Source organism: Pseudidiomarina sp. (assembly GCF_033722695.1).
GTDB lineage: Bacteria > Pseudomonadota > Gammaproteobacteria > Enterobacterales > Alteromonadaceae > Pseudidiomarina.
The window spans coordinates 13,196-35,176 of sequence record NZ_JAWVYM010000020.1; the positions used below are offsets into that span (position 1 = coordinate 13,196).

Consider the following 21,981-nt stretch of genomic DNA (forward strand, 5'->3'; position numbering starts at 1 on the left):
CCTCACTCATAACGCAGGGCTTCGGCCGGAAGTACACGACTGGCCCGCCAGGCCGGATATAAAGTAGCCAGCAACGTCAGAACCACAGCCACCAGCACAATCAGGGTAATTTGTTCCGCTTGCATTAATACCGGTAAGCCGCCGGTTCCGGCTAAACCCGTATCAACACCTAATAGCGTGAGTATGTTGTTGAGATACAGACAGGTAGCAAGGCCCACCAGTAACCCACCGATACTACCGATCACGCCATTATTCAGCCCCTGCACCATAAACATCAGATACAGCGCCCGGCGCCGCAGGCCCATGGTCTGCAAAATAGCGATATCAGACCGCTTATCCTGGATCAGCATCATCAGTGACGACACGATATTGAAGGCAGCCACCGCGATAATAAGCCCCAGCATCAGGCTAACCATGCGCTTTTCCATACTGACCGCATCAAAGAGCTCGCCATAACGCTCGCGCCAGCTCTCCAGCTCATAATCATCGCTCAGCACAGACTGCAGGTGTTGCTGCGCCGGTAGTGCCTGGAACGGGTCATCGAAGTAATAGCGTAACCCAGACACCTCGCCATCGGCCATCCTCAATAATCGTGCGGCATCCCCCCCGTGCATGATAAGCAATTGGCTATCTGCTTCCGACTGCATAGCGATAATACCGGCTACGGTAAAACGTCTTTGGGCCGGCATCAGCCCTAACGGCGTGTACATACCGCCCGCGGCGGCGATAACACGCAGCGAATCGCCGGGCCAGACATCCAGCTCGCGCGCCAGTGACTGGCCGATCAGAATACGGTAACTGCCGGGTTGCAGGGCTTCGAGCTCACCAACCTGCAGATGCTCGCGTAACGGCTGTAACTGCACCTCGCTACCTTCCGCATCGGGGAAAATGCCCTGAATCAGTACCGGTCGCAGGCGCCCCGCACCCTGAATCACACCAGCACTACTGACCTGGGGTAACACTGCCCGCTGCCCTTCTGCTTGCGGTAATTGCGCCGCAAGTTGCTGCCAGTCGCGCAAGCCTGAAGCATCAGCTGGTGTCACCGTCAGTTGCGGTACCACGCCTAAAATTCGCTGTTTGAGCTCCTGCTCAAAGCCGTTCATTACTGACCCCACCACAATTAGTGCGGCAACGCCCACCAGAATGCCCGCCAGTGCAAAGCGATTGATAAAACGCGTAAAGCGGCTGCCATGCCGGGCACGGCTATAACGTGAGCCAAGAAATAAAGCGGTCGGCTGAAACATAATGATCTCAGAGTTCTCCCAGATTCAAGCGCCAGGTAGGTGCGCTGCAAGCATAAAGAAATCTGCGCGCTGATCCAAGCAACAAGTTCAGGTATACTTTACTGCAATCCATTTGCAGTCACGCAGCAGAGACTTACCCCATTCATGACAAAGGCCTTAATTTTAACTCCGCCCAAGCCTCAGAACGCCACTAAAGATATTACCTGGCAACAGCTCGCCGGCAGCAGTGTGGCGCTTGCTCTGGGGCAGCTTACTGAACAACACCAGCGGCCGGTTTTAATCGTAACACCCGATGCTCCTCAGGCCCATCGGCTGGAGCAGGAGATTCGCTACTTCGCGCCCAGCCTGCGCGATCAAATCATGGTATTCCCCGATTGGGAAACCCTGCCTTATGACAGTTTTTCACCCCATCAGGATATTATCTCTGAGCGCCTGAGCGTTTTGGCGCGGCTGCCTGATATGCAGCGCGGTGCCCTGATTGTCTCCATCAATACCCTGATGCACCGCATTGCACCAACCGGTTATGTCAGCGGTCAGGCACTGCAACTAAACAAAGGTCAGGTGCTGGATATTCACGGTTTACGCCAGCGGCTGGAGCGCGCCGGATACCGTCACGTGCACCAGGTAATGGAGCACGGCGAGTTTTGCGCGCGCGGCTCACTGCTGGATTTATACCCGATGGGCAATACCGAGCCCTATCGTATCGACTTTTTTGACGACGAGATCGACTCGATTCGCGTTTTTGATCCAGAAACCCAGTTATCTTCTGTTGAAATAGACGCAATAAATTTGTTGCCAGCCCACGAATTTCCTACTACCCAAAGCGCTATCGATGGCTTCCGGGCCCGTTACCGCGAGCAATTCGGTGCCTCTAACGAACGAGACTCGGTTTACCATCAGGTGTCAAACCGGCAGTTTCCCGGTGGCATCGAGTATTATCTGCCACTATTTTTTGATGAAACCGCCAGTTTATTCGACTATCTGCCCGCGGATACGCTGCTGGTTACTTTTGGTGACCTGCAAGGCAGTCTGGACTCGCTCTGGCACGATGTACTGCAACGTTACGAACAGCGGCGCTACGACACGCTGCGGCCGCTATTACCACCCAATGACCTGTTCCTGCCGGTCGATCAGATCCACAGCCAGTTTAAGAGCCTGCCGCGGATTCGCGCCTTTGTGCCCGACGATAAGGCTCAACCGGGCCCGCAAAAATTTGCCACGCAGCCCATCGGTGAAATCGCCGTTGACCATCAGCTCAAAGATCCCCTGCAAAAACTGCGCGCCCGACTGGACCAAAGCTTCGCTGCTGGCTATCGGGTGCTATTTGCGGTTGAGTCAGCCGGGCGCCGCGAAACATTGCGCGAGCTGCTGGGCCCCCTGATGCTCAACCTGCCGGAAGTAAAGACTTTCGCTGATTTTGTCAGCAGCCGCGAGCCGGCAGCTATTGCCGTCAGCCCGGTTATTAACTCGTTTGAGATTACCGAACACAAAATTCTGCTGATCACCGAAACCGAATTACTGGGGAACCGCATTGTTCAACGCCGGCGGCGCGATCAGAAGGCCACCATTAGCAGCGAGCAGATGGTCCGCAACCTTGCTGAACTGCGGATAGGTCAGCCGGTTGTGCATATTGACCACGGCGTTGGTCGTTATCAGGGCCTGCAAACATTGGATACCGGCGGCGTCACCACCGAGTTCGTTACCATCGAATATGCGGGCAACAGCAAGCTCTACGTGCCGGTGGCCTCACTCCACGTATTAAGCCGCTACAGCGGCGGTGAAGAAGCCAGTGCCCCGTTGCATAAGCTGGGCAACGACCATTGGGAAAAAGCCAAGCGCAAGGCAGCTGAAAAGATACGGGATGTCGCGGCCGAACTGCTTGATGTTTACGCCCGCCGTGAAGCTAAGCCCGGGTATAGCTATCAACTTAATCAGGATGATTATCAGCGTTTTTCCGGCAGCTTCCCGTTTGAAGAAACTGAGGACCAACAAGTCGCTATTTCCGCGGTGCTGGATGATATGCAATCGGATCGCGCTATGGACCGGCTGGTGTGCGGTGACGTTGGGTTCGGTAAGACGGAGGTCGCCATGCGTGCCGCTTTCGTTGCCGTCAATGACAATAAGCAAGTTGCTGTGCTGGTACCCACGACCCTGCTGGCCCAGCAGCATTATGAAAATTTCAAAGACCGTTTTGCTGACACGCCAATCCGGGTCGAAGTGCTGTCGCGCTTTAAAACAGGTAAACAGACCACGCAAATTCTCGCTGACCTCGAAGCCGGGAAAATAGATCTGGTCATAGGGACCCACAAGCTGTTGCAGAACGATATTAAGTTTAAAGATCTGGGCCTGCTGATTGTCGATGAAGAACATCGCTTTGGCGTCCGTCAGAAAGAAGCAATTAAACGCCTGCGCGCTGACGTAGACATACTTACGCTGACCGCAACCCCGATCCCGCGCACCCTGAATATGGCTATGCACGGCGTTCGCGATTTATCCATTATCGCCACCCCACCGGCCAAACGTCTGGCCGTCAAAACCTTTGTGCGGGAATACGATAAAGCCACGGTGCGCGAAGCTGTACTGCGGGAGATATTGCGCGGTGGGCAGGTTTATTTCCTGCACAATAACGTGACCACTATTGCCAAAGCGGCGGATGATCTTGCCGAATTAGTGCCCGAAGCGCGGATTACAGTAGCCCATGGCCAGATGCGGGAACGCGACCTTGAACGCATCATGTCGGACTTTTACCATCAGCGTTATAACGTACTGGTCTGCACCACCATCGTTGAAACCGGCATCGATATACCAACCGCCAACACCATCATCATGGATCGGGCTGATCATCTGGGGCTTGCTCAGATGCACCAGTTGCGTGGCCGCGTCGGCCGCTCGCATCATCAGGCCTATGCTTACCTGCTTACCCCGAATGCCAAGCGCATCACCAAAGACGCACTGAAACGGCTGGAAGCAATCGCCCAGCTGGAAGATCTCGGTGCCGGCTTTATGCTTGCCACTCATGATCTGGAAATTCGAGGCGCCGGTGAACTGTTGGGCGACGAGCAAAGCGGCCAGATAGAGACCATTGGCTTTACCTTGTATATGGATATGCTGGAACAAGCAGTAACAGCCCTGCGTGAAGGCCGCGAGCCGGCGCTCGACCAGTTACTGAAAGCACAGTCAGAGGTTGATTTGCGGGTGCCGGCTTTATTACCTGAAACCTATATCCCCGATGTGAATATCCGGCTTAGCCTGTACAAACGGATTGCCAGCTCAGACGATAGTCAGACGCTGCATGAATTGCAGGTAGAAATGATTGACCGCTTCGGTTTGTTGCCCGATTCAGTTAAAAATCTGGTGCGGGTTACCGAAATTCGTAATCGTGCCGGGCGCCTGGGTATCCGTAAGATTGAAGGCAGCGCGCAGGGCATCACCTTCGAGTTCGGCGAACAAACTAAAGTGTCGCCCAACTATCTGATCACCCTGATTCAGCAAAATCCGTCTGACTATCGCCTGGATGGGCCAAACCGTTTACGTATTCTTCGTAAAATCGAAGATACTCATGGGCGCATGAAACTGGTAGAGTTCTTACTAGATGAATTTGCACAACACAGCGACTAAGAGGATTACTATGGCAAGGTTCTGTCGTTTACTGACAGCCGCACTGCTGGCAACTATCGCTGGTAACGCCCTGGCTCAGTCTGATCCCGATAAATGGCGCTGGTTCGAGGTAGAGGTATTAATCTTCAGGCATCAGGCCAATGCGGGCCCGGCTGAAGAATTTGACTGGCAGGGACCTGGCCAGGTAACCGGGACCACCCGCGATCTGCTGACGCCTTATTACGCGCCTGATTTCCTTAGCTTTATCACCGCGACACCGCCGTGCGAACCCGATGAAAACGATCTGCTGTTGCAGGAAGATAGCTTACAGTGGATGTGTCATCGCCCCGAAGAGGTTGAACCTACACAAACTTTGGACTGGTATAAGGCTGACCGCTTATTAGCACTATTGCAGCGGGCTCCGGCGACGGTTATCGACGGTGCCGGTGGTAATATCCAGACCGCAAATCGTCCGTTTCTGATGACCGCCGCGAGCCATGAACTGGCGACCATGCGCCAGCAGCTTATTCAGCGCAACGTCGGACAGCCCTTGCTGCATGTTACCTACCGCCAACCGGTTTTTAACCGTAATCGAAACTATCAGTTCCGCCTGTACGGTGGCCGTAACTATGGCCATGAGTTTTTACCGTCGGGCTATGAAGTGCCTGATCCTGAAGATCAGCAAATCATTCCGGCCAATCCGCTGCCAGAACTTCTGAAGCTGACGGAAGCCGGCGAACTGAACTTCAGTGTCAAACCTGATGCTACCCCCACTCCCCCGCTGCTGCTGTCGCCCCGGGCGCCGGGAGAACCGTTCGAATCAGTTTGGGAACTGGATGGCGCGCTCCATATTTATTTGGTCGGCAATTACCTGCACATTGAAAGCCAACTGGAACTCCGTGATCCCCAGCTTGTTCAGTTCAGCACCACCAGTTTAGCTAAACAGGCGACTCATGCATTGGTAAATAAAGGTCCGCAGCGCTTTTTACGTCGCTATAAAATGAATCAGTTACGTCGTGTTATCTCCCATGAAACCCATTACTTCGATCATCCTAAGCTCGGTGTGATAGTACAAATTCGTCGCACTGATCTATCTGCTAAGCGCTAAAATTACTGGAACCCAATATGATGAATTGTCGCGGCTTTATTAAACTAGGTCTCTCTCTGGTTACCGTGCTCGGTTTGGCTGCCTGTCAGGCCCCCGATCCTGTAGTTAACTGTGGTGCTGGCGACCACACTTTAACTGATATTCAGGGCCCGGCAGCGGCTTCACCTTTTGCCGGGCAATCTGTAGCAGTTCGCGGCGTAGTGACCGCCAGCTTTCAGAGCGCTGGGGAGCTCGGGGGATTTTATCTCAGTAATCTTGCCAGCGCAGATGGTGCCCGCCCAAGTGGCGTCTTCGTAGCGACCACAGCGGCGGAGCATCAGGTCAAAGCTGGTGATGAAGTCCTGGTACAGGGAGTAGTGGCAGAAATTAATCAGCAAACCCAGTTAACCTCTGTTTCCCAGCTTCAGTATTGTGGCACCGCGGCTATACCTGCACCGGTCCGGCTTGAACTGCCCGTGGCAGATACTGAACAGTTTGAAGCACTAGAAGGCGTGCTGGTAACCGTACCGCAGAACCTGGTCGTAAACGGCCATTACCAACTGGCCCGACATGGACAGTTCCAGGTCGCGCCCATCCGGATGTATACGCCAACTCAAGTGGCCGCGCCAGGCAGCGATGCTGTCGAATTAGCCGCTCGCTACCGTCTGATGCGGCTGACTGTTGACGATAACCGCAGCCCTAATCCAGCCGAAGTGATTTATCCTGCTCCTGCTCTGGCCGCCAACAATACCCTGCGCAGTGGCGACACTATTGAACCGGTAACCGGCATTCTGAGTGAGTTCGATGGTGATTACCGTCTGCAGCCGACCACAGCAGTCCGGGTAAAAACAACTAACCCGCGGCCCCCTGCTCCGGCTGCTGCTGCCGCCGACAGCGTTCGGGTTGCCGCCTTTAACGTGCTGAATTACTTTAACGGCGAGGGCGTCGATAAAACCTTCCCCACCGAACGCGGCGCTAAAACTGCGGCGGCCTTCGAACGTCAACATCATAAGATCCTGGCGGCATTGACAGCCCTCAATGCCGATATCATTGGTCTGATGGAAATTGAGAACGATGGCTTTGATGAGCACAGCGCCATTCACCAGCTCGTTACCGCCTTACGCGAAGCCAGCGGCGCTCCCTGGCAGTTTATTAACGCAGCAGCCAGTGGCGACGACGGGCGTTTTGGCGGCGATGCTATTACTAACGGGTTAATCTACCGCGCTGACCGTATCACCCCAGTGGGTGACATGTTTACCGTGCGTCAGGGACCGTTCCTTAACCGCAGTCGCTTACCCATGATTCAGGGCTTTAAGCGGGTAACTGGCACGGAAACCCTGGTCGTCGCCGTCAACCACTTTAAATCAAAAGGTTCCTGTCCCAGAGACGACGGCAACCTTAACGCCCGTCAGGGTGATGGCCAGGCATGCTGGAACGCGGTTCGGGTTGAATCGGCACAATTGCTGACTGATTTCATTGCCGGCCACCCAGAGCTAGGCGCTCACCCGGCACGCATTTTACTGGGCGATTTTAACGCTTATGCCATGGAAGATCCGATCCAGACGATGCTCGCCCGCGGCTACCATAACCTGGTTGAATCCTTCGAACCCGGCGGCTATTCATACGTGTATGATGGCCAGGCAGGCAGCCTTGACCACTTGCTGGTCTCAGACGCTTTGAAGGATCGCGTCTTGCTGCAACAGAACTGGTCGATAAATGCAGACGAACCTACGGCGCTGCAATATCAGTATGGTGATGAGCATCCTGACTGGTACGCACCAAATCCGTATCGTTCGTCTGACCACGACCCGGTCTATGCGGATATTCGCTTTTGATTTGAATTAATTGCCGTCCTCTTGTCACATTCGTCGTCGCTGGGGCATCTTAGCTATAGTAAGCAGTACTAAACAGCCTAAGGACGACATCTTTTGACTACAGGTTTTGGAACAGCCCTTGATACTGACATTGTCCGGCGTGCCCAGCAGGGTCGCCGCGACGCGCAGCGGCAGCTGTTTGAAACGTTTCAGCGCGCAGTACTGAGTTCACTGACCGGCCTTTGCCGCGATAGTGAACTGGCGCGCGACCTCGCTCAGGATGTCTTTATCCAGGCCTTTGACAAACTTCCTCAACTGCGGGAACCCGCTGCCATTGGCGGCTGGCTGAAACAGTTGACCATACGCACGGCACTGGCACATTTTCGCCGCCCGCAGTTGGTGGTGTCGGAGCCTGAAGCGATGCCCGAGCCAGACGCCCGGGACTGGCTGAGTCAGACCGACTGGCTCACCCAGCAAGATGATATTGAGCAGCTGCTAAGCATACTTGATGACCATGAACGGCAGCTGGTATGGCTCTATCTGGTTGAGGAATACAATCATACTGAACTGGCAGAGTTACTGGGGCTGCCTGCGGCAACCGTAAGGCAGCGCTACCACAGGGCTTTGCAAAAATTGAAACAACGGAGTAATACATGAGTGAGAGTCACCTGACACCCGCTGAACAGCAGCTTAAGCAGCGTCTGCAGCAATGGGCTAACCAGGAAGCTGCCGATAAGCCGCTGGAGTGGCAAGGAGGCTGGCTACCAGCTCGTCAGCAGCCCTCTGCATGGCGGTGGCTGGCACCTGGCGCGTTAGCTGCGGCCATCGGCTGGTTCTGGCTGGTTCCGGCTACCGCCCCCGATGTTGCTCAACCGCCCATGTTATTAGCAGACAATTACCAGCTTGATGCCATTGACAGGCAATTACAGCAAGCCTACTTAATCAGTGCTGATCAGCAGCATATTAACTCTCTGTGGCAACAGCGAAAGGCTGCCGCTGCAGATCAAATACAGGAGTATCAGCTATGAAAACGTCAGTTAAGTTTCTGGCTTTAGCCATGAGCAGCGCCCTGATGATGACTTCTATGCAGGCCTCGGCTCAGCAAGACCAGGCCCGTGAACTGGCGCGCGCAGCAGCAGTAGAAGCGGCTAAAGCCAGCGGCAAGAAAGACAAAGTCAGCTATGAAGAACCAGCCCGGAGCTATTTTAACTGGGGCGGCATTGTGCGTCCCGACGGTGAAATCGTCTCGGTTCGCGCTGGCTCAGTAGCGGCTAATATGGGCATACAGCCCGGTGATAAACTGCTCAAGGTTAATGGCAATAAGGTAGCCGGAAACTCACTTAATGAGATGCTCGCGCCGCTTGATAGCCTGCAGCATGGCGAAGCCTTCACGGTAACTGTAGAACGTGCTGGCAGCGAGCGACAGTTCGCCGGAGAAGCTAAAGCAACGGTGATTCCGGGCTGGCGTTTAGAAGTGGATGTCGCAATGGATGAGCAACAGGTTGGCACCATAGACAGCGAAGGCTGTGGCCGGGTCAGCGTATTCTTTACCCCACCGGTGACCCGTGACTACTACCCCGCTTTCATCAACAGCGTCGACGGCGAATCCGTGCGGGTACGTAACCCGAATGTTGTACTAAGCGCAGGAGAGCACACCATCGGCGTGCACGAACTCATTGATGATCGGAGCGTACGTCGCAGCCAGAGTCTGGACAAAGAAAAAGAATTGCAGCTAACCGTAGAGCCAAATACCACTTACTACATCGCGGCACATTTTATTCGTGAACAACGCTTTGATCGTATCAACCAAGGCTATTGGGAACCGATTGTCTGGAAAGTTACCGAGCAGGAATGTACGGTTGAATAAGCCCCGTTAATAACTCAGATACTACAACCAAAAAGGCAGCCATCAAGGCTGCCTTTTACTATTTACGCTTAGTCTTTATCAGGCGCTTTTCTTATTCGCGCCTTCCAGCAGGTTCAGTGATTTACCGATTTCAATGCGCTTTGGTTTCATCGCCTCCGGCACCACTTTTTCCAGGCCAACCGTCAGCAAGCCGTTACGCAACTCAGCACCAATCACTTCAACGTGATCAGCCAGATTGAATTTGCGCTCAAAACTACGGAATGCGATGCCTTTATGCAGGTATTCACCCTGCTCTGAGTCGTCCGCTTTTTTACCCTGAACTTTCAGTATGTTGTTTTCGACTTCCAGTTCCAGCTCGTCTTCATCAAAGCCGGCCACCGCCAGGGTAATCGCATAACGGTTCTCGCCCACCACGGCAATGTTATACGGAGGGTAACCGCCAGCACCGTTACCGTCACTACGCATTGCTGCGTCTAACAGCCGTGCCATACGGTCGAAGCCAATACTGCTGCGATATAATGGGGATAAATCAATAGTAGCCATAATCATTCTCCTGAAGAAGCAATGTTAGTTAATGCCGCAGCTCTCTTTGAGACACCGCGGTCAAAATCTATATAAGATCCGCAAAACGAATTTCAAGTCCGCTTCTAAAAATTTTTGTCACAAAAAAAACATACCGGTATGTTATTATCCGCGCCGATTATTGTGACACCAACAGGATAGAAATATGTTGTCCCTGAAGTTCCTGACTCCGTTTCGGATCATTTTTGCGATTAGCTTCATTCTCGCTGGCTGTACTCAATCCGCCGACCAGGCCGGACAACAACAAAACACGACCCCACCTAATATCATCTTCATGATTGGCGACGGTATGGGTTTTGAATATATTTCGGCTTACCGCTATGCCATGAGTGAGCCTGGTGCCGGCACGCTTGCCCCGACCCCTTTTGACGACCTGCTGCTCGGCGCTGCCACCACGTATCCGGACGATGACACCTGGGTTACCGATTCAGCTGCGAGTGCAACGGCTCTGGCAACCGGCGTAAAAAGTTACAATGGCGCCATCGGCATTGACGCGAACAAGCATCCCCAGCAAAATATGATGGAACGGGCCCGATCCCAGGGCTGGTATACCGGTGCAATCTCGACCGTGCATGTTAATCACGCTACTCCGGCGTCATTTTTTACTCATCATCCGTCACGCAAAATGTATGAGGCTATAGCCGATTCACTGGCGACGCCGTTGCAACCCGGCGTCTGGCGCTTTGATGTACTTCTGGGTGGGGGCTATCGCTATTTCAGTCGCGATGATAAAAACTGGCTGCCCGAGCTGCAACAACAGGGCATGACGGTCATCACGGAATTTGATCAGTTAACAACAACCACCACAACCCCGGTTCTGGGCCTGTTTGCGGCGGAGGCGCTACCAGCCGCTATTGATGATCAGCCGCGGCTGGCCAGCATGACTCAAACCGCGCTGCGGTTACTGACCGCAAAGCAGCAGCAACAACAGCAGCCCTTCGCTTTGATGGTAGAAGGCAGCCAGATTGATTGGTGTGGCCATGCCAATGACATCGCCTGTGCGGTGCATGAAATGAAAGACTTTGCTCAGGCGCTCGATGTGGTACTGGCTTATCAGAAAGAACACCCCAACACCCTGATTGTAATAACCGCAGATCATTCAACTGGCGGGCTGACACTTGGGCAAGGAGGCGAATATGCCTGGTACTCGCAGAAGGTTATGGGTATAACCGCGTCGCTTGAAGTGATGACTCGTGAGTTACTTGAACTGCCGCGAAATCAGTGGCGCGAATACCTGCAGCCACGGCTGAATCTTGAGTTAACAGAAGAAGAGTGGCACCGCATCGCTGCAGTGGAAGTTCCGGCAGAAGCGAAAGGCAGAGACCGGCAAAAAGCTATCCGTAGCGCTATTGTACCGATAATCAGTAGCCATACCCGCACCGGCTGGACCACCAGCGGACACACTGCAGTCGATGTGCCCGTGATGGCTATCGGCCCGGGTTCAGAAGCCTTCCGTGGCTATCAGGACAATACCGACATTGGTAAAGCCCTGCTTAAACTAATCCGTTAACAACGGCTTAAGCCACATGCCAGCCCAGCTCATCGGCGCGTTTACGCGCCATGGCTGGGACATCAGTTTTGACAAAGTGATGATGCATGATCTGCACACCCAGCATGTGGTTGATAACAGCATCCAGCTGCACTTTTTCATCAATAGGCACACCCGGGGTTTCATGCTTCTCAAAGGTCAGTTTAACCTGCGCATAATCCAGCAGACCGGCCTCTTTCACCGCTTCTTCTGACAAGAACAGATCCGCCAATTTCATCAGCGCTTTCCATTTTTCCGGATCGGTGTGAGCCGGCGGCGCCATAAAGGCGAACTTCTCACGTTTATACAAGGTCTCCGGCAACAAACCTTTCATCGCTTCGCGCAAAACATACTTTTCCTTGTTGCCCTTGATCCGCAGGTGCGGTGGCACGGTGAAAGCATATTCCGCTAAGTGGTGATCAAGGAATGGTGGCCGTGCTTCCATAGAGTTGGCCATATCAACGCGGTCGCCGCCCCAGGTCAGGATCTGCCCTTCCAGCATGGTCTTAATCCACACATACTGGGCCCGGTCAAGCGGGTGCCGGCCGTTGAGCATCTTCTCATCAAGGGTTTCAGCGATAGCTTTACCCGGATCGTACTCCTGTACTTCTTTACGGCGATCTTCAGCAATTAACGGCAGCGCCGTATCCGCGCAGGACAACCAGGGCTGCACACAGCTTGGAGTGAAACCCATTTTGGCATTAAACGCCGGGCTGACAAACTCTTCGCGCGCCAACATCGCGCCTTTAAACAGCTTGTTGTTCTTCTCGAGTAGTGACTGCCAGTCTTTGCGCTCACCTTCCGGTAAGTGATCCAGGCCATGCAGGAACATATCCTTACGGAACGCCGGATAACCCGCAAACAGTTCATCCGAGCCTTCACCGGTTAAAACAACCTTGTAACCAACCTGATGCACCTGTTGGCTCATCAGATATTTGGCGACGCCCAGGGTATTATAGATGGTGCGCTCAGTATGCCAGATGGTTTTGACGAAATGGTCATACAGATCCTCGGCTTTAAGTCGCATAATGTGGTGGTCAGAATCCGTGGCTTCGGCCATTTCCTGGGCAATCACGGTCTCATCATATTCATCCGAGTCAAAGCCAATAGTAAAGGCCTTCACCGAGGTCTGGGTGGCCGCGGCTGACAGCCCCAGAATCGCACAGGAATCGATACCACCCGACAGATAACAGCCCACCGGCACATCCGCGGTCAGGCGGTGCTGTACCGCTTCCAGCAGATGCTTGCGCACGCCATCAATATAGATCTGCTCGTCAACTTCGTCACCAGGATATTCATGCTCCTGCGGAAAGTTTACATCCCAGTATTTGTGCTCGCTCAACTCCAGCTTGCCGTCGCGACGCTGTACTTTAACAACGTGTCCAGGCGCCACCTGCTTGACTCCTTTAAAGGCGGTACTGCCTGGTACCATTACCTGAATCAGCTGGTGATAAAGGCCCTCGCTGGAAAACTCACGTTTAACCGACGGATGGGCAAAGATGACCTTAAGCTCTGAGCCAAACACCACACCTTCATCGGTTTCCGTGTAATACAGTGGCTTAATACCGAAACGATCGCGCACCAGATATAGCGCGTCCTCTGATTTTTCGTACAGAGCGAATGCAAATTCGCCACGCAATTCTTTCAGCGTCTCTTCGAGGCCTTCGCGTTCAAATAAATGCAGTACAATTTCTGAGTCAGATTTACTGCGAAAGCGCGCACCGCGTGCGGTCAGATCAGCACGGATGCGTTTAAAATCATAAAACTCACCGTTATGCACCATCATCAGGTTGCTGTCGTCAGATAAAAACGGCTGTTTACCGCGGGCTTCATTCAAATCAATAATGGTCAGGCGAGCGTGGCTGAAACCGACGCCGGTATCATCAATAATCTGATAACCAAAGCCGTCCGGACCGCGATGATGCATAATGGCGGCCATATTAACCAGGGTTTGCGGATCAGGCTGATTGTTCGCCTGTTGATTAAAAACTCCTCCAATACCACACATAGTTGTTCAATTCCTTATAGTCGATTCATACTACATCGATCACACGTTCAGCACGCTCTACCATGCAGGTTAGCAGGGCCATGCGGACAAATACCGCACCGCGGGCCTGGCTGAAATACCAGTTATGCGAAGTGTGATCCAGATCGGTACTCAGCTCTTCACCACGCGCCAGCGGATGCAGAATAATCGCATCGGGCTTCAGGTTTGAGCTGGCGGACAGTTGAAACTTATTGCCATAGCGGTTGAAGGTATCGCCTTCCCACGAAATGGCATTGATGTAAATCACATCAAGGGTTGGCAACACGTCTTCCATACTTTCTGTCAGCGTAATTTTCAGGCCGCGACTCTCAAGTTCCTCACGCTGACCTTCGCCAAACAAGTCTGCCTCGCTGGTTTCGTCGTGAATAATGACCACTTCTGACGCCATATTCGGAAACAGCGACATGCATTTGAGCAGGCTGCGAACCGTTCGCATCTTATTCGGAACACCGATAATACCTACCCGTATTGGATTCTCCGGTTTATCCTGCACCAACTCTGGCTTCCATTTAAAAATAGCATACATGTCAGCCATTGCCTGAGTCGGATGCTCGTCCAGGCCATTACCGGCATTCACAATAGGGATGCGCAGTGAGTCCATGGTTTCATAAATGGAGGACTCATTGTTGTCGCGCAATACCACGCAATCGCCGTAATTATTAAACATCTCAGCGACATCAGACAGACACTCGCCTTTCGCCAGCCCGGTGGTAGAACGGTCGGTAATCGACATAATATCGCCACCAAGGCGGTGCCAGGCGCTCTCGAACGACAATCGGGTACGGGTACTGGGCTCGTAAAATGCGCTGATCAGTATTTTCCCCTGTAAGGGCGAGCTGAAACGCCGCGGATTACTTTCGATTTTCGCCGCCAGTCGGAACAGTTGCTTCATCGTTTCCGGATCAAGCTGATCGGCGGCAATAATATGCTGCGCTGATAACTTGACCAGATAGTCACCGTCTTCCTGAATAGCCCTAAGCAACGCTTTAGGGTGTGCGTCTCCATACACATCAGGACGTTCACGTTCAAACGAAACGTCATTTACATTCATACTGAGTTACCATAATTGTTTAGAAAGAAAATCTTTTACCCAGAGCACCACCAGGATCAGTGGCGCACAGGCGGTTAACAGCAAACAGGCCATTATCAGCGTACTAAACGCATCCAGACTGATCATGCGTTACTCTCCTGTTCTTGCATTTGCTGCCAGTCGAACACAGTGCGACAGCGCCATACCCCGATTGCGCAAATAATTGCCGAAACCAGACAGGACACCAGTGCCGCAACATAAAAGCCAACTAGGAAGTAGCCGGCTAAACCGCTTAAGGTACCCACGACCATTGCCGCTGCTGCATAGCCACCGCGTAAGCGGGGTTGATATAACCCTAGCACGACCGGGAAGATTGTGCTCGCCACGAAGGCTCCGGCGAAGTTCAGTAAAGCCCCCAGAGTGGCTAACTGCGGCAGGCAAATCAGCCAGGTCAGTACACCAAGCCCGATAATGCTGTAACCGTTAAAGCGCATCAGATGCTTATCGCTAGCCTGTTTATTAATCTTTTTATGATAGATATCCCGGGTAATTAAATCTGAAGTTGCCGCCAGCAAGGAATCGAGACTGGATGCCAGCGCCGAAAACACCACAATAAAGACGATAATCGCGCCCGCTTTGCCTAACACTTCGGCGGCTACCATTGGGCCGACCATATCCGCGCTAGGCGGAAATATCCCTAACTGCGGCGCTGCCAGCGCGATAAAACCCGTGACTATGGGGATCGGCAGCCATAACAATCCACCAAGCAGGAACGCCTTAAAGGCCACTTTACCTTTAAAAGCAAGCGCCCGGGACCACCAGACATTTGAATGGAATATTTCGCCAAGACCGAAGAATACGTTGTTGAACAAGAACATAATCGCTGCCGGAAACAGCAAATCCAGTAACTGAGGATGATTGCTACTGACTTCCTGGTGAATGCTTTCCAGGCTGACTGTGTCAATCAGATACCAGGCGATAAAAACGACCCCGACTATGATAATCAGTGCCTGAATAAAATCCGTTGCAATAACAGCCCGTAAGCCGCCGAACAAAGTGTAGCCGACACATATGATCAGAATCGCGGTCATGCCTATGTGATAATCAAGACCGCTCAATGCCTGGAGCAAAATACCGCCGGCCATGCCCAGGCTGATCAACCAGCCAAAAGCATAAATTATTGAGATGATGATAAAGGCCCACCAGGCCAGCTGACCGTAACGCAGGCGAATAAAGTCGCCAGACGTGTAACCATTGGGCATGAGCTTCTTGATGCGTGCCGCAAGCGGCGCGAACAAGATCAGTCCCAGCGCCGCGAAGGAATACCCCACCATACCCCAGATACCGAACTGATAGGTCAGCTGGGGGGCCACCAAAGTCGTGTTGCTGGTCACCCAGGTCGCCATAGCGGTGGCTGAGGCTAGCGCTAAACCAACGTTACGTCCCGCCAGCGCGAAGTCTTCATGGGTTTTATTGGCGCGTCCCAGGTACCAGCCGAAAATGATCCAGGCAATGCCAAACAGCACCACCAACGTCAGACCAAGCGAACTATTCAGCGCAAATTCGGTTGTTTCAGTCATCTGTCACCCAGTGCATTCGCACAATCAGTAAAACCAGAATTAAAAACAGCAACAGACCGGCAAAAAACAAGCTGAAGGCCTGCCATAGCGGATAATGAAGTACCTCGACCTGAATAACATTACTGAAGCCCTCGGGCGTATTCAGGCGGAAATAGTAGGTACCGTCGGCAAAGCCGCTTAAAGTGGTCGCACTAAAGTCGCCAAACCAGTTAAACTCGGCGGTAACACTTGAAAAATCGGTGTCTGCGGATTGCTGAATAGTAACGTCACCGGTGGGCGGGTTATCAAGCGACAGAATGAAGTAACCTTCGCGCACTGTTGCTTCAGGGCCGCCAAGAACATATTCTGCGGATGGTTTGAGCTGTTCGACTGTTTGTGCCGTTGAGTACGCAAGGGAAGGCCTCGCCGCAAGCGTGAGTAAAAAAACCAGAGCAGTGTAAGTTACCAGCCTGATCGGTTCGGGCACGTTTCCTTCCTGTAACGAGATAGCCTTTAGGCTAGCAAGCCCGCCATATCATTTCAACTCGCAGGGATCCGTCTTTTGCGGTTTGGCGTATCAGGGTATGCTGACAGACAGAAGCTAACGAGGCGAAGTACATGAGTCATTTATTTCTTTGTAGCATGGGGGCGAATATTCGGCCTGAGCAGCATTTTGCTGCTGCGCGGGAGCTGATTAGCGACCTCGGCACTGCCCACTATTCCCGGTCAATTTATACTGAGCCGGTGGCGATAGAAACCAGCAGAGACTTCCTCAACGCCTTGTTTTTACTGCAAACCGACTACGACGCCGAGGAACTGAAGCAGCGCTTTAATCAAATTGAGGCAACATTGGGACGGGATCGTTCTGATCCACAGAGCAGCCAGAAAGATCGCCCGATGGATATCGATATTATTGGTGATTTAAACGGTGCTGATACCGAGCGCGTCTGGCAGCAAGTTCCGGCTTATCTCTCCGGGGTTGCCGATCCGCTCTATCAATTTTCTTTACAAGGAGAGCATTTCGCATGAGTACTCAACCCGTTGCACTAATTACCGGCGCTGGCCGCCGCTTCGGCTATGAACTGGCGAAAGCACTGCTTGGCGACGGGTACCGCGTGTTTGCCCACTATCGCAGCTCTGAAGACGGCGTGCGCGAACTTGAGTCACTCGGTGCCGAGCGCATCCAAGCCGATTTCGCTAACTTACGCGAAGTCGAACGCATGGTGCAGGATATTAAAGCTAAAACCGGGCACCTTGATTTACTTGTGAATAACGCCTCCAGCTTTTTCGACAACGCCACTGTGGATCACGAGCTGGTAAAACTTGAAGCGGTGTTTCAGGTTCATGCGATGGCTCCCTATTTACTGATAAAGGGCCTGGCAGATGAATTAAAAGCGTCTGACAATGGGCTGGTTATCAATATTACCGACATTTACGTAGACAGCCCGGCAGTAGAGCATATTGCATACTGCGCCGCCAAAGCTGGACTGGCCAGCCTGACTAAAGCTTTTGCCAAACATCTGGCACCGGATATCCGCGTTAATGCAATTCAGCCAGGCCCTATTCTGTTTTTACCTGAGCACGATTCCGAACACCGCAAAAAAGTGCTTGCGCAAACCCCACTGCAAATTGAAGGTGGTTTAGAGCCGATGATTGATACCGTCTGCTTTCTGCGCGATAACCCCTTTCTTACGGGCGAATCGATCAAAGTGGACGGCGGCCGGGCCCTGAACATTTAGTTGCAATTATCCATATGCGCTTTTTAGGCGTCTGTGCTATTACTGTTTAACCCTCTCTTTTCATTAAGGAACAGTCATGGCAACCTTTCGCCCCCTCTGGCTGCTTTGCAGCCTCTGCCTGGTTTCGGCTGCAGCAGTCGCTGAAGATACCCGCTTACTACGGCAACCGGATATTTCCGCTGATCACCTGACCTTTGTGTATGGCGGCGATATCTGGATTGCTGACCGCGACGGCAACAATCCGCGGCAGCTGACCAGCCACCCGGCCAGTGAGTTCGCACCGTCATTTTCACCCGACGGCAACTGGGTCGCTTTCTCCGCTACCTACGACAATAATACCGATGTCTACATTGTCCCCGTGTCCGGCGGCCAGCCAGCGCGGCTTACCTGGCATCCAAACGCCGATACGGTGAACGGCTGGAGTCCGGACGGCACTAAAGTGCTGTTTGCCTCCAACCGGGAGATCCGCAACAGCCGCAGCAATCAGCTTTATCAGATCCCTGTCAGTGGCGGTTATCCGCAGAAGCTAATGGAAGCCGTTGCCTACGAAGGTCAGCTTTCTGAAGACGGCAAAAAACTCGCCTATCGCCCTAACAATATGGCTTACAGCGGTGCCAGTGGCTGGCGTCTGCATCGTGGCGGCAGTACCCCGCCGGTCTGGATCCTGGATCTTGAACAACAACAGCTGGAAAAAATACCCCATCCGAATGCCAATGATTTCAATCCGTTCTGGCTGGGCGACAGCGTGTATTTCCTGTCCGATCGAGACGATGTAGCCGTTAACTTATTCCGTTATAACAACCAGCAGGTTGAGCAGTTGACCAATCATACCGACTGGGATCTGCGTAGCGCCAATGGCCACGACAATGCCATCGTGTACGAGTCAGGCGGCTATTTATATGAGTTTGATACTGCGACCGGCCAGGCCGACAAGCTTAGCGTAAGCCTGACCACGCAGTCAGAGCAGCGCCGGCCGCAATGGAAAGACGCAAGTAAAACGCTCACGTCAGCGGAACTGTCTTCGACCGGGCAACGAGTGATTGTCAGCGCCCGTGGTGATATTTTTACCGTACCGGTAAAAGATGGCTCCACCCGCAACCTGACCCGAAGCTCGGGCGTACGTGAATTTGACGGCCTCTGGAGCCATGATGGCAGTCAGGTCGCCTACATTACTGATCAGGGCAACAAACATCAGTTGGTATTAGCGCCGCAGGACGGTCTCAGTGAGCCGGAAATTTTCCCGCTTGGCGATACCGGCTATTTCAATTTACTGAGCTGGTCGCCTGACGATAATCGCCTGGTCTATCAGGATAACCACCTGAATATCTATGTGTTTGACCTCACTAAAAAATCCAGCCACAAACTGGACACTTCGTTACGTCGTTCAGGCTTTAATGTGGCGTTCTCGCCAGACAGCCGCTATCTGGCTTATACCTGGGTCGGCAGCAATTATTTTAGTCAGATCAAAATTCATGATTTTGACAACGGCCAAACCTATACCGTAACGGATGGCATGGGGTACACCGATCACCCGGTATTCAGCAAGGATTACCTCTATTTCACCGCCTCGGTGAATACCGGTCCGTCGCAGGTCGGTCTGGATTTATCAACCCGCGAGCGACCCGTGCGTAAAGGCATCTACGCCATGGTGCTGGCCGCGGACGGACAGTCGCCTATGCTGCCAAAAAGTGGTGACGAAGAAGTCAAAGATAAAGCCAAACCAGCGGACGAGGAGAAAAAATCCGATGCGCCGGTTAAAGTCACCGTGGATTTTGCGGGGCTAATCGACCGGGTTGTCGGCTTACCGATTCCGGAGCGTAACTATGACAGCCTGGCCGTTGCCCACGATGGCGCGCTGTTCTATCTTGAGCGCCCCCAGCCAGGCGTCAGCACTGAACTACCGGGCACCAATACCCGCAACGCGTCGACCTTACATCGCTTCGACTTTAGCGAACGCAAGAGTGCGGTGGTGGAAGAAGACCTGGCAGGCTTCACCATCAGCCCCGACGGTAAAAAGATCCTGCTGTTCGCCGCACCAAACCAGATCCGGATTGGCGACGCCAAAGCTAAAACCGAAGCGAAGCCGCTGGATTTAAGCCAGGTACGCAGCTTTATCGATCCCGCCAGCGAGTGGCAGCAAATCTTTGATGATGCCTGGCGCATGCAGAAAGAATATTTCTATGATCCTGATATGCATGGCATCGACTGGGCCGCTATCTATGATAAGTACCTGCCCATGCTGAAACACGTGCAGCGCCGCGAAGACCTCAACGACGTTATGGTTGAGATGATCGCGGAACTGCAGGTTGGCCATAACCGTATCGGCGGTGGCGATATATACCGCGACAGCGGCACCAACATGGGTCTGCTGGGTGCGGACTTCGTGATTACAGACAACCGTTATCAGCTTAAGAAAGTTTATACCGGTGATGTCTGGAGCCCATATCTGGAAGCGCCGCTGGCAGTGCCAGGCGCCGCTGCCCGGGCCGGTGACTTTATTCTGGCTATCAACGGCGTGCAGCTGACTGACCGTCAGAATATCTACACCCTGCTGGATAATACCGTAGGCAAACAGGTCGTACTCACCCTTGCGGATAATGCTAAGGGCACCAATAGCCGCGATATCCGGGTGAAACCTATCGCCAACGACAGCACCCTGCGGTTATGGGACTGGGTAGAAGCGAACCGCCGTTATGTGAATGAGCAAACCCACGGCCGGGTGGCTTATGTGTACTTGCCCAATACTGCGGACGGTGGCTTTTACTTCTTCAACCGCATGTTTTTCGCCCAGGTTGATAAGCCGGCGCTGATTATTGATGAGCGCAAAAATGGTGGCGGTCAGGCCGCGAACTACATTACTGAAATTCTGGCTCGGCCGTTCCTGGCGGGCTGGAAAGATCGCGATGGCTTAACCTTCTCGACTCCTGGTGGTGTCATTACCGGCCCCAAAACCATGCTGATCGATCAGGACGCCGGCTCCGGTGGCGACTTCCTGCCATGGGCGTTCAAGCGGCTGGAGCTGGGCAAGCTCATCGGTACCCGCACCTGGGGCGGCTTAATCGGTATTTCGGCTAACCCGGCGATGATTGACGGCGGTTCACACGTGGTGCCGTTCTTCCGCTTCTATACTCCTGATGGCGAGTGGCGGGTGGAAAATGAAGGCGTAGCGCCGGATATCGAAGTGATTCTGGATCCGGTAGCAGTGAACAAGGGCCGTGACCCGCAGCTTGAACGTGCAGTTCAGGAAACCCTGCGCGAGCTGGAACAGAACCCACCGAAAGATTACAGCGAAGCACCGCCAATGCCTGAGAAACTCGGGCTGTAGGGCGCTCGCTCAGAAATAAAAAAGGGCCGGTCAGGAATCACCTGACCGGCCCTTTTATTATGTACTAACAGCGATTATTCAATCATCTGCCGCAATACATAGTGCAGGATACCGCCGCTGCGATAGTACTGCATCTCAGTATTGGTATCGATACGGCAACGCACTTTGAACTCTTCCTCAGAGCCATCTTCACGCACCGCTTTCACTGTTAGCTCCTGACCAGGCTTCAGATTATCATCGATGCCCAGCACACTGACTGTCTCGGTTCCATCTAAGTTGTGTGCCTGTGGCCCCTGACCACTTTCAAACTGCAGTGGCAACACGCCCATACCAATCAGGTTGGAACGGTGGATCCGCTCGAAGGTTTCAGCAATAACAGCTTTTACGCCAAGCAAGTTGGTGCCTTTGGCAGCCCAGTCACGGCTGGAACCGGTACCATATTCCTTACCGGCAAACACCACCAGTGGCGTACCTTCTTTCTGGTACTTCATAGCAGCATCATAAATCGGCATTTGTTCGCCGCTTGGTACATGGCAGGTATAGCCGCCTTCGACATCATCCA

16 protein-coding genes and 1 pseudogene are annotated in these 21,981 nt (G+C 53.1%); 10 read left to right on the plus strand and 7 right to left on the minus strand.

Annotated features, from left to right (window positions below; translation table 11 throughout):
* Positions 1-2: 2 nt before the first annotated feature.
* The gene (locus R3196_RS08120; RefSeq protein WP_318936271.1) at positions 3-1,244 is read right to left on the minus strand and encodes a lipoprotein-releasing ABC transporter permease subunit; all 1,242 of its coding nucleotides are present in this window, start codon (positions 1,242-1,244) and stop codon (positions 3-5) included.
* Positions 1,245-1,388: 144 nt separating this feature from the next.
* Here R3196_RS08120 and mfd point away from each other — a divergent pair, with 144 nt between their 5' ends.
* From mfd to R3196_RS08150, 6 genes are all read left to right on the plus strand, one after another.
* The gene (gene mfd, locus R3196_RS08125) at positions 1,389-4,862 is read left to right on the plus strand and encodes a transcription-repair coupling factor (protein ID WP_318936272.1); all 3,474 of its coding nucleotides are present in this window, start codon (positions 1,389-1,391) and stop codon (positions 4,860-4,862) included.
* A 10-nt stretch (positions 4,863-4,872) separates the two neighbouring features.
* Positions 4,873-5,949 carry a CsiV family protein gene (locus tag R3196_RS08130; protein WP_318936273.1) on the plus strand — a complete coding sequence of 359 codons (1,077 nt, stop codon included), beginning with the start codon at positions 4,873-4,875 and terminating at the stop codon, positions 5,947-5,949.
* A 17-nt stretch (positions 5,950-5,966) separates the two neighbouring features.
* Entirely contained in the window at positions 5,967-7,763 is a 1,797-nt protein-coding gene (locus R3196_RS08135; protein ID WP_318936274.1) for an ExeM/NucH family extracellular endonuclease, read from the plus strand.
* A gap of 93 nt (positions 7,764-7,856) precedes the next feature.
* Positions 7,857-8,399 (plus strand): sigma-70 family RNA polymerase sigma factor, encoded by a 543-nt coding sequence (locus tag R3196_RS08140; protein ID WP_318936275.1) that lies wholly within the window; start codon positions 7,857-7,859, stop codon positions 8,397-8,399.
* Positions 8,396-8,770: a hypothetical protein gene (locus R3196_RS08145; protein WP_318936276.1), complete on the plus strand. Its 375-nt coding sequence runs from the start codon at positions 8,396-8,398 to the stop codon at positions 8,768-8,770. Before R3196_RS08140 ends, R3196_RS08145 begins: the two co-directional genes overlap by 4 nt.
* Complete coding sequence (locus tag R3196_RS08150) at positions 8,767-9,609, plus strand: PDZ domain-containing protein (protein WP_318936277.1); 843 nt, start codon at positions 8,767-8,769, stop codon at positions 9,607-9,609. The genes R3196_RS08145 and R3196_RS08150 overlap by 4 nt, the downstream gene beginning before the upstream one ends.
* Before the next feature lie 78 nt (positions 9,610-9,687).
* Here the strand turns inward: R3196_RS08150 and R3196_RS08155 are convergent, their stop codons facing one another.
* Positions 9,688-10,152, minus strand: a complete 465-nt coding sequence (locus tag R3196_RS08155; RefSeq protein ID WP_318936278.1) for an Hsp20 family protein — start codon at positions 10,150-10,152, stop codon at positions 9,688-9,690.
* A gap of 184 nt (positions 10,153-10,336) precedes the next feature.
* On the opposite strand from R3196_RS08155, the gene R3196_RS08160 reads away from it, so the two are divergent.
* On the plus strand, positions 10,337-11,701 hold the full coding sequence (locus R3196_RS08160) for an alkaline phosphatase (RefSeq protein WP_318936279.1): 1,365 nt from the start codon (positions 10,337-10,339) through the stop codon (positions 11,699-11,701).
* A 7-nt stretch (positions 11,702-11,708) separates the two neighbouring features.
* Here R3196_RS08160 and asnB read toward each other — a convergent pair whose 3' ends face one another.
* From asnB to R3196_RS08180, 4 genes are all read right to left on the minus strand, one after another.
* Positions 11,709-13,727 (minus strand): asparagine synthase (glutamine-hydrolyzing), encoded by a 2,019-nt coding sequence (asnB, locus tag R3196_RS08165; RefSeq protein WP_318936280.1) that lies wholly within the window; start codon positions 13,725-13,727, stop codon positions 11,709-11,711.
* 25 nt (positions 13,728-13,752) lie between these two features.
* Positions 13,753-14,817: an aspartate carbamoyltransferase gene (locus tag R3196_RS08170; protein WP_318936281.1), complete on the minus strand. Its 1,065-nt coding sequence runs from the start codon at positions 14,815-14,817 to the stop codon at positions 13,753-13,755.
* A gap of 122 nt (positions 14,818-14,939) precedes the next feature.
* Positions 14,940-16,376, minus strand: a complete 1,437-nt coding sequence (locus R3196_RS08175) for a sodium:solute symporter family protein (RefSeq protein ID WP_318936282.1) — start codon at positions 16,374-16,376, stop codon at positions 14,940-14,942.
* The gene (locus R3196_RS08180) at positions 16,369-16,842 is read right to left on the minus strand and encodes a hypothetical protein (protein WP_318936283.1); all 474 of its coding nucleotides are present in this window, start codon (positions 16,840-16,842) and stop codon (positions 16,369-16,371) included. The genes R3196_RS08175 and R3196_RS08180 overlap by 8 nt, the downstream gene beginning before the upstream one ends.
* Before the next feature lie 131 nt (positions 16,843-16,973).
* Between R3196_RS08180 and R3196_RS08185 the strand changes: the two genes are divergently transcribed.
* The 3 genes from R3196_RS08185 (at position 16,974) to R3196_RS08195 (ending at position 21,419) form a co-directional block, all read left to right on the plus strand.
* Entirely contained in the window at positions 16,974-17,384 is a 411-nt protein-coding gene (locus R3196_RS08185) for a 2-amino-4-hydroxy-6-hydroxymethyldihydropteridine diphosphokinase (protein ID WP_318936284.1), read from the plus strand.
* Positions 17,381-18,094: an SDR family NAD(P)-dependent oxidoreductase gene (locus R3196_RS08190; RefSeq protein ID WP_318936285.1), complete on the plus strand. Its 714-nt coding sequence runs from the start codon at positions 17,381-17,383 to the stop codon at positions 18,092-18,094. Before R3196_RS08185 ends, R3196_RS08190 begins: the two co-directional genes overlap by 4 nt.
* A gap of 76 nt (positions 18,095-18,170) precedes the next feature.
* Positions 18,171-21,419 carry a PDZ domain-containing protein gene (locus R3196_RS08195; RefSeq protein ID WP_318936286.1) on the plus strand — a complete coding sequence of 1,083 codons (3,249 nt, stop codon included), beginning with the start codon at positions 18,171-18,173 and terminating at the stop codon, positions 21,417-21,419.
* A 74-nt stretch (positions 21,420-21,493) separates the two neighbouring features.
* On the opposite strand, the pseudogene R3196_RS08200 reads toward R3196_RS08195, so the two are convergent.
* Positions 21,494-21,981: pseudogene (locus R3196_RS08200) on the minus strand (aconitate hydratase); the annotation flags it as partial.

Coding starts and splice junctions, on each gene's coding strand:
- R3196_RS08120 (WP_318936271.1), bottom strand. CDS start 1,244: ATGTTTCAGCCGACCGCTTTATTTCTTGGCTCACGTTATAGCCGTGCC.
- mfd (WP_318936272.1), top strand. CDS start 1,389: ATGACAAAGGCCTTAATTTTAACTCCGCCCAAGCCTCAGAACGCCACT.
- R3196_RS08130 (WP_318936273.1), top strand. CDS start 4,873: ATGGCAAGGTTCTGTCGTTTACTGACAGCCGCACTGCTGGCAACTATC.
- R3196_RS08135 (WP_318936274.1), top strand. CDS start 5,967: ATGATGAATTGTCGCGGCTTTATTAAACTAGGTCTCTCTCTGGTTACC.
- R3196_RS08145 (WP_318936276.1), top strand. CDS start 8,396: ATGAGTGAGAGTCACCTGACACCCGCTGAACAGCAGCTTAAGCAGCGT.
- R3196_RS08150 (WP_318936277.1), top strand. CDS start 8,767: ATGAAAACGTCAGTTAAGTTTCTGGCTTTAGCCATGAGCAGCGCCCTG.
- R3196_RS08155 (WP_318936278.1), bottom strand. CDS start 10,152: ATGGCTACTATTGATTTATCCCCATTATATCGCAGCAGTATTGGCTTC.
- R3196_RS08160 (WP_318936279.1), top strand. CDS start 10,337: ATGTTGTCCCTGAAGTTCCTGACTCCGTTTCGGATCATTTTTGCGATT.
- asnB (WP_318936280.1), bottom strand. CDS start 13,727: ATGTGTGGTATTGGAGGAGTTTTTAATCAACAGGCGAACAATCAGCCT.
- R3196_RS08170 (WP_318936281.1), bottom strand. CDS start 14,817: ATGAATGTAAATGACGTTTCGTTTGAACGTGAACGTCCTGATGTGTAT.
- R3196_RS08175 (WP_318936282.1), bottom strand. CDS start 16,376: ATGACTGAAACAACCGAATTTGCGCTGAATAGTTCGCTTGGTCTGACG.
- R3196_RS08185 (WP_318936284.1), top strand. CDS start 16,974: ATGAGTCATTTATTTCTTTGTAGCATGGGGGCGAATATTCGGCCTGAG.
- R3196_RS08190 (WP_318936285.1), top strand. CDS start 17,381: ATGAGTACTCAACCCGTTGCACTAATTACCGGCGCTGGCCGCCGCTTC.
- R3196_RS08195 (WP_318936286.1), top strand. CDS start 18,171: ATGGCAACCTTTCGCCCCCTCTGGCTGCTTTGCAGCCTCTGCCTGGTT.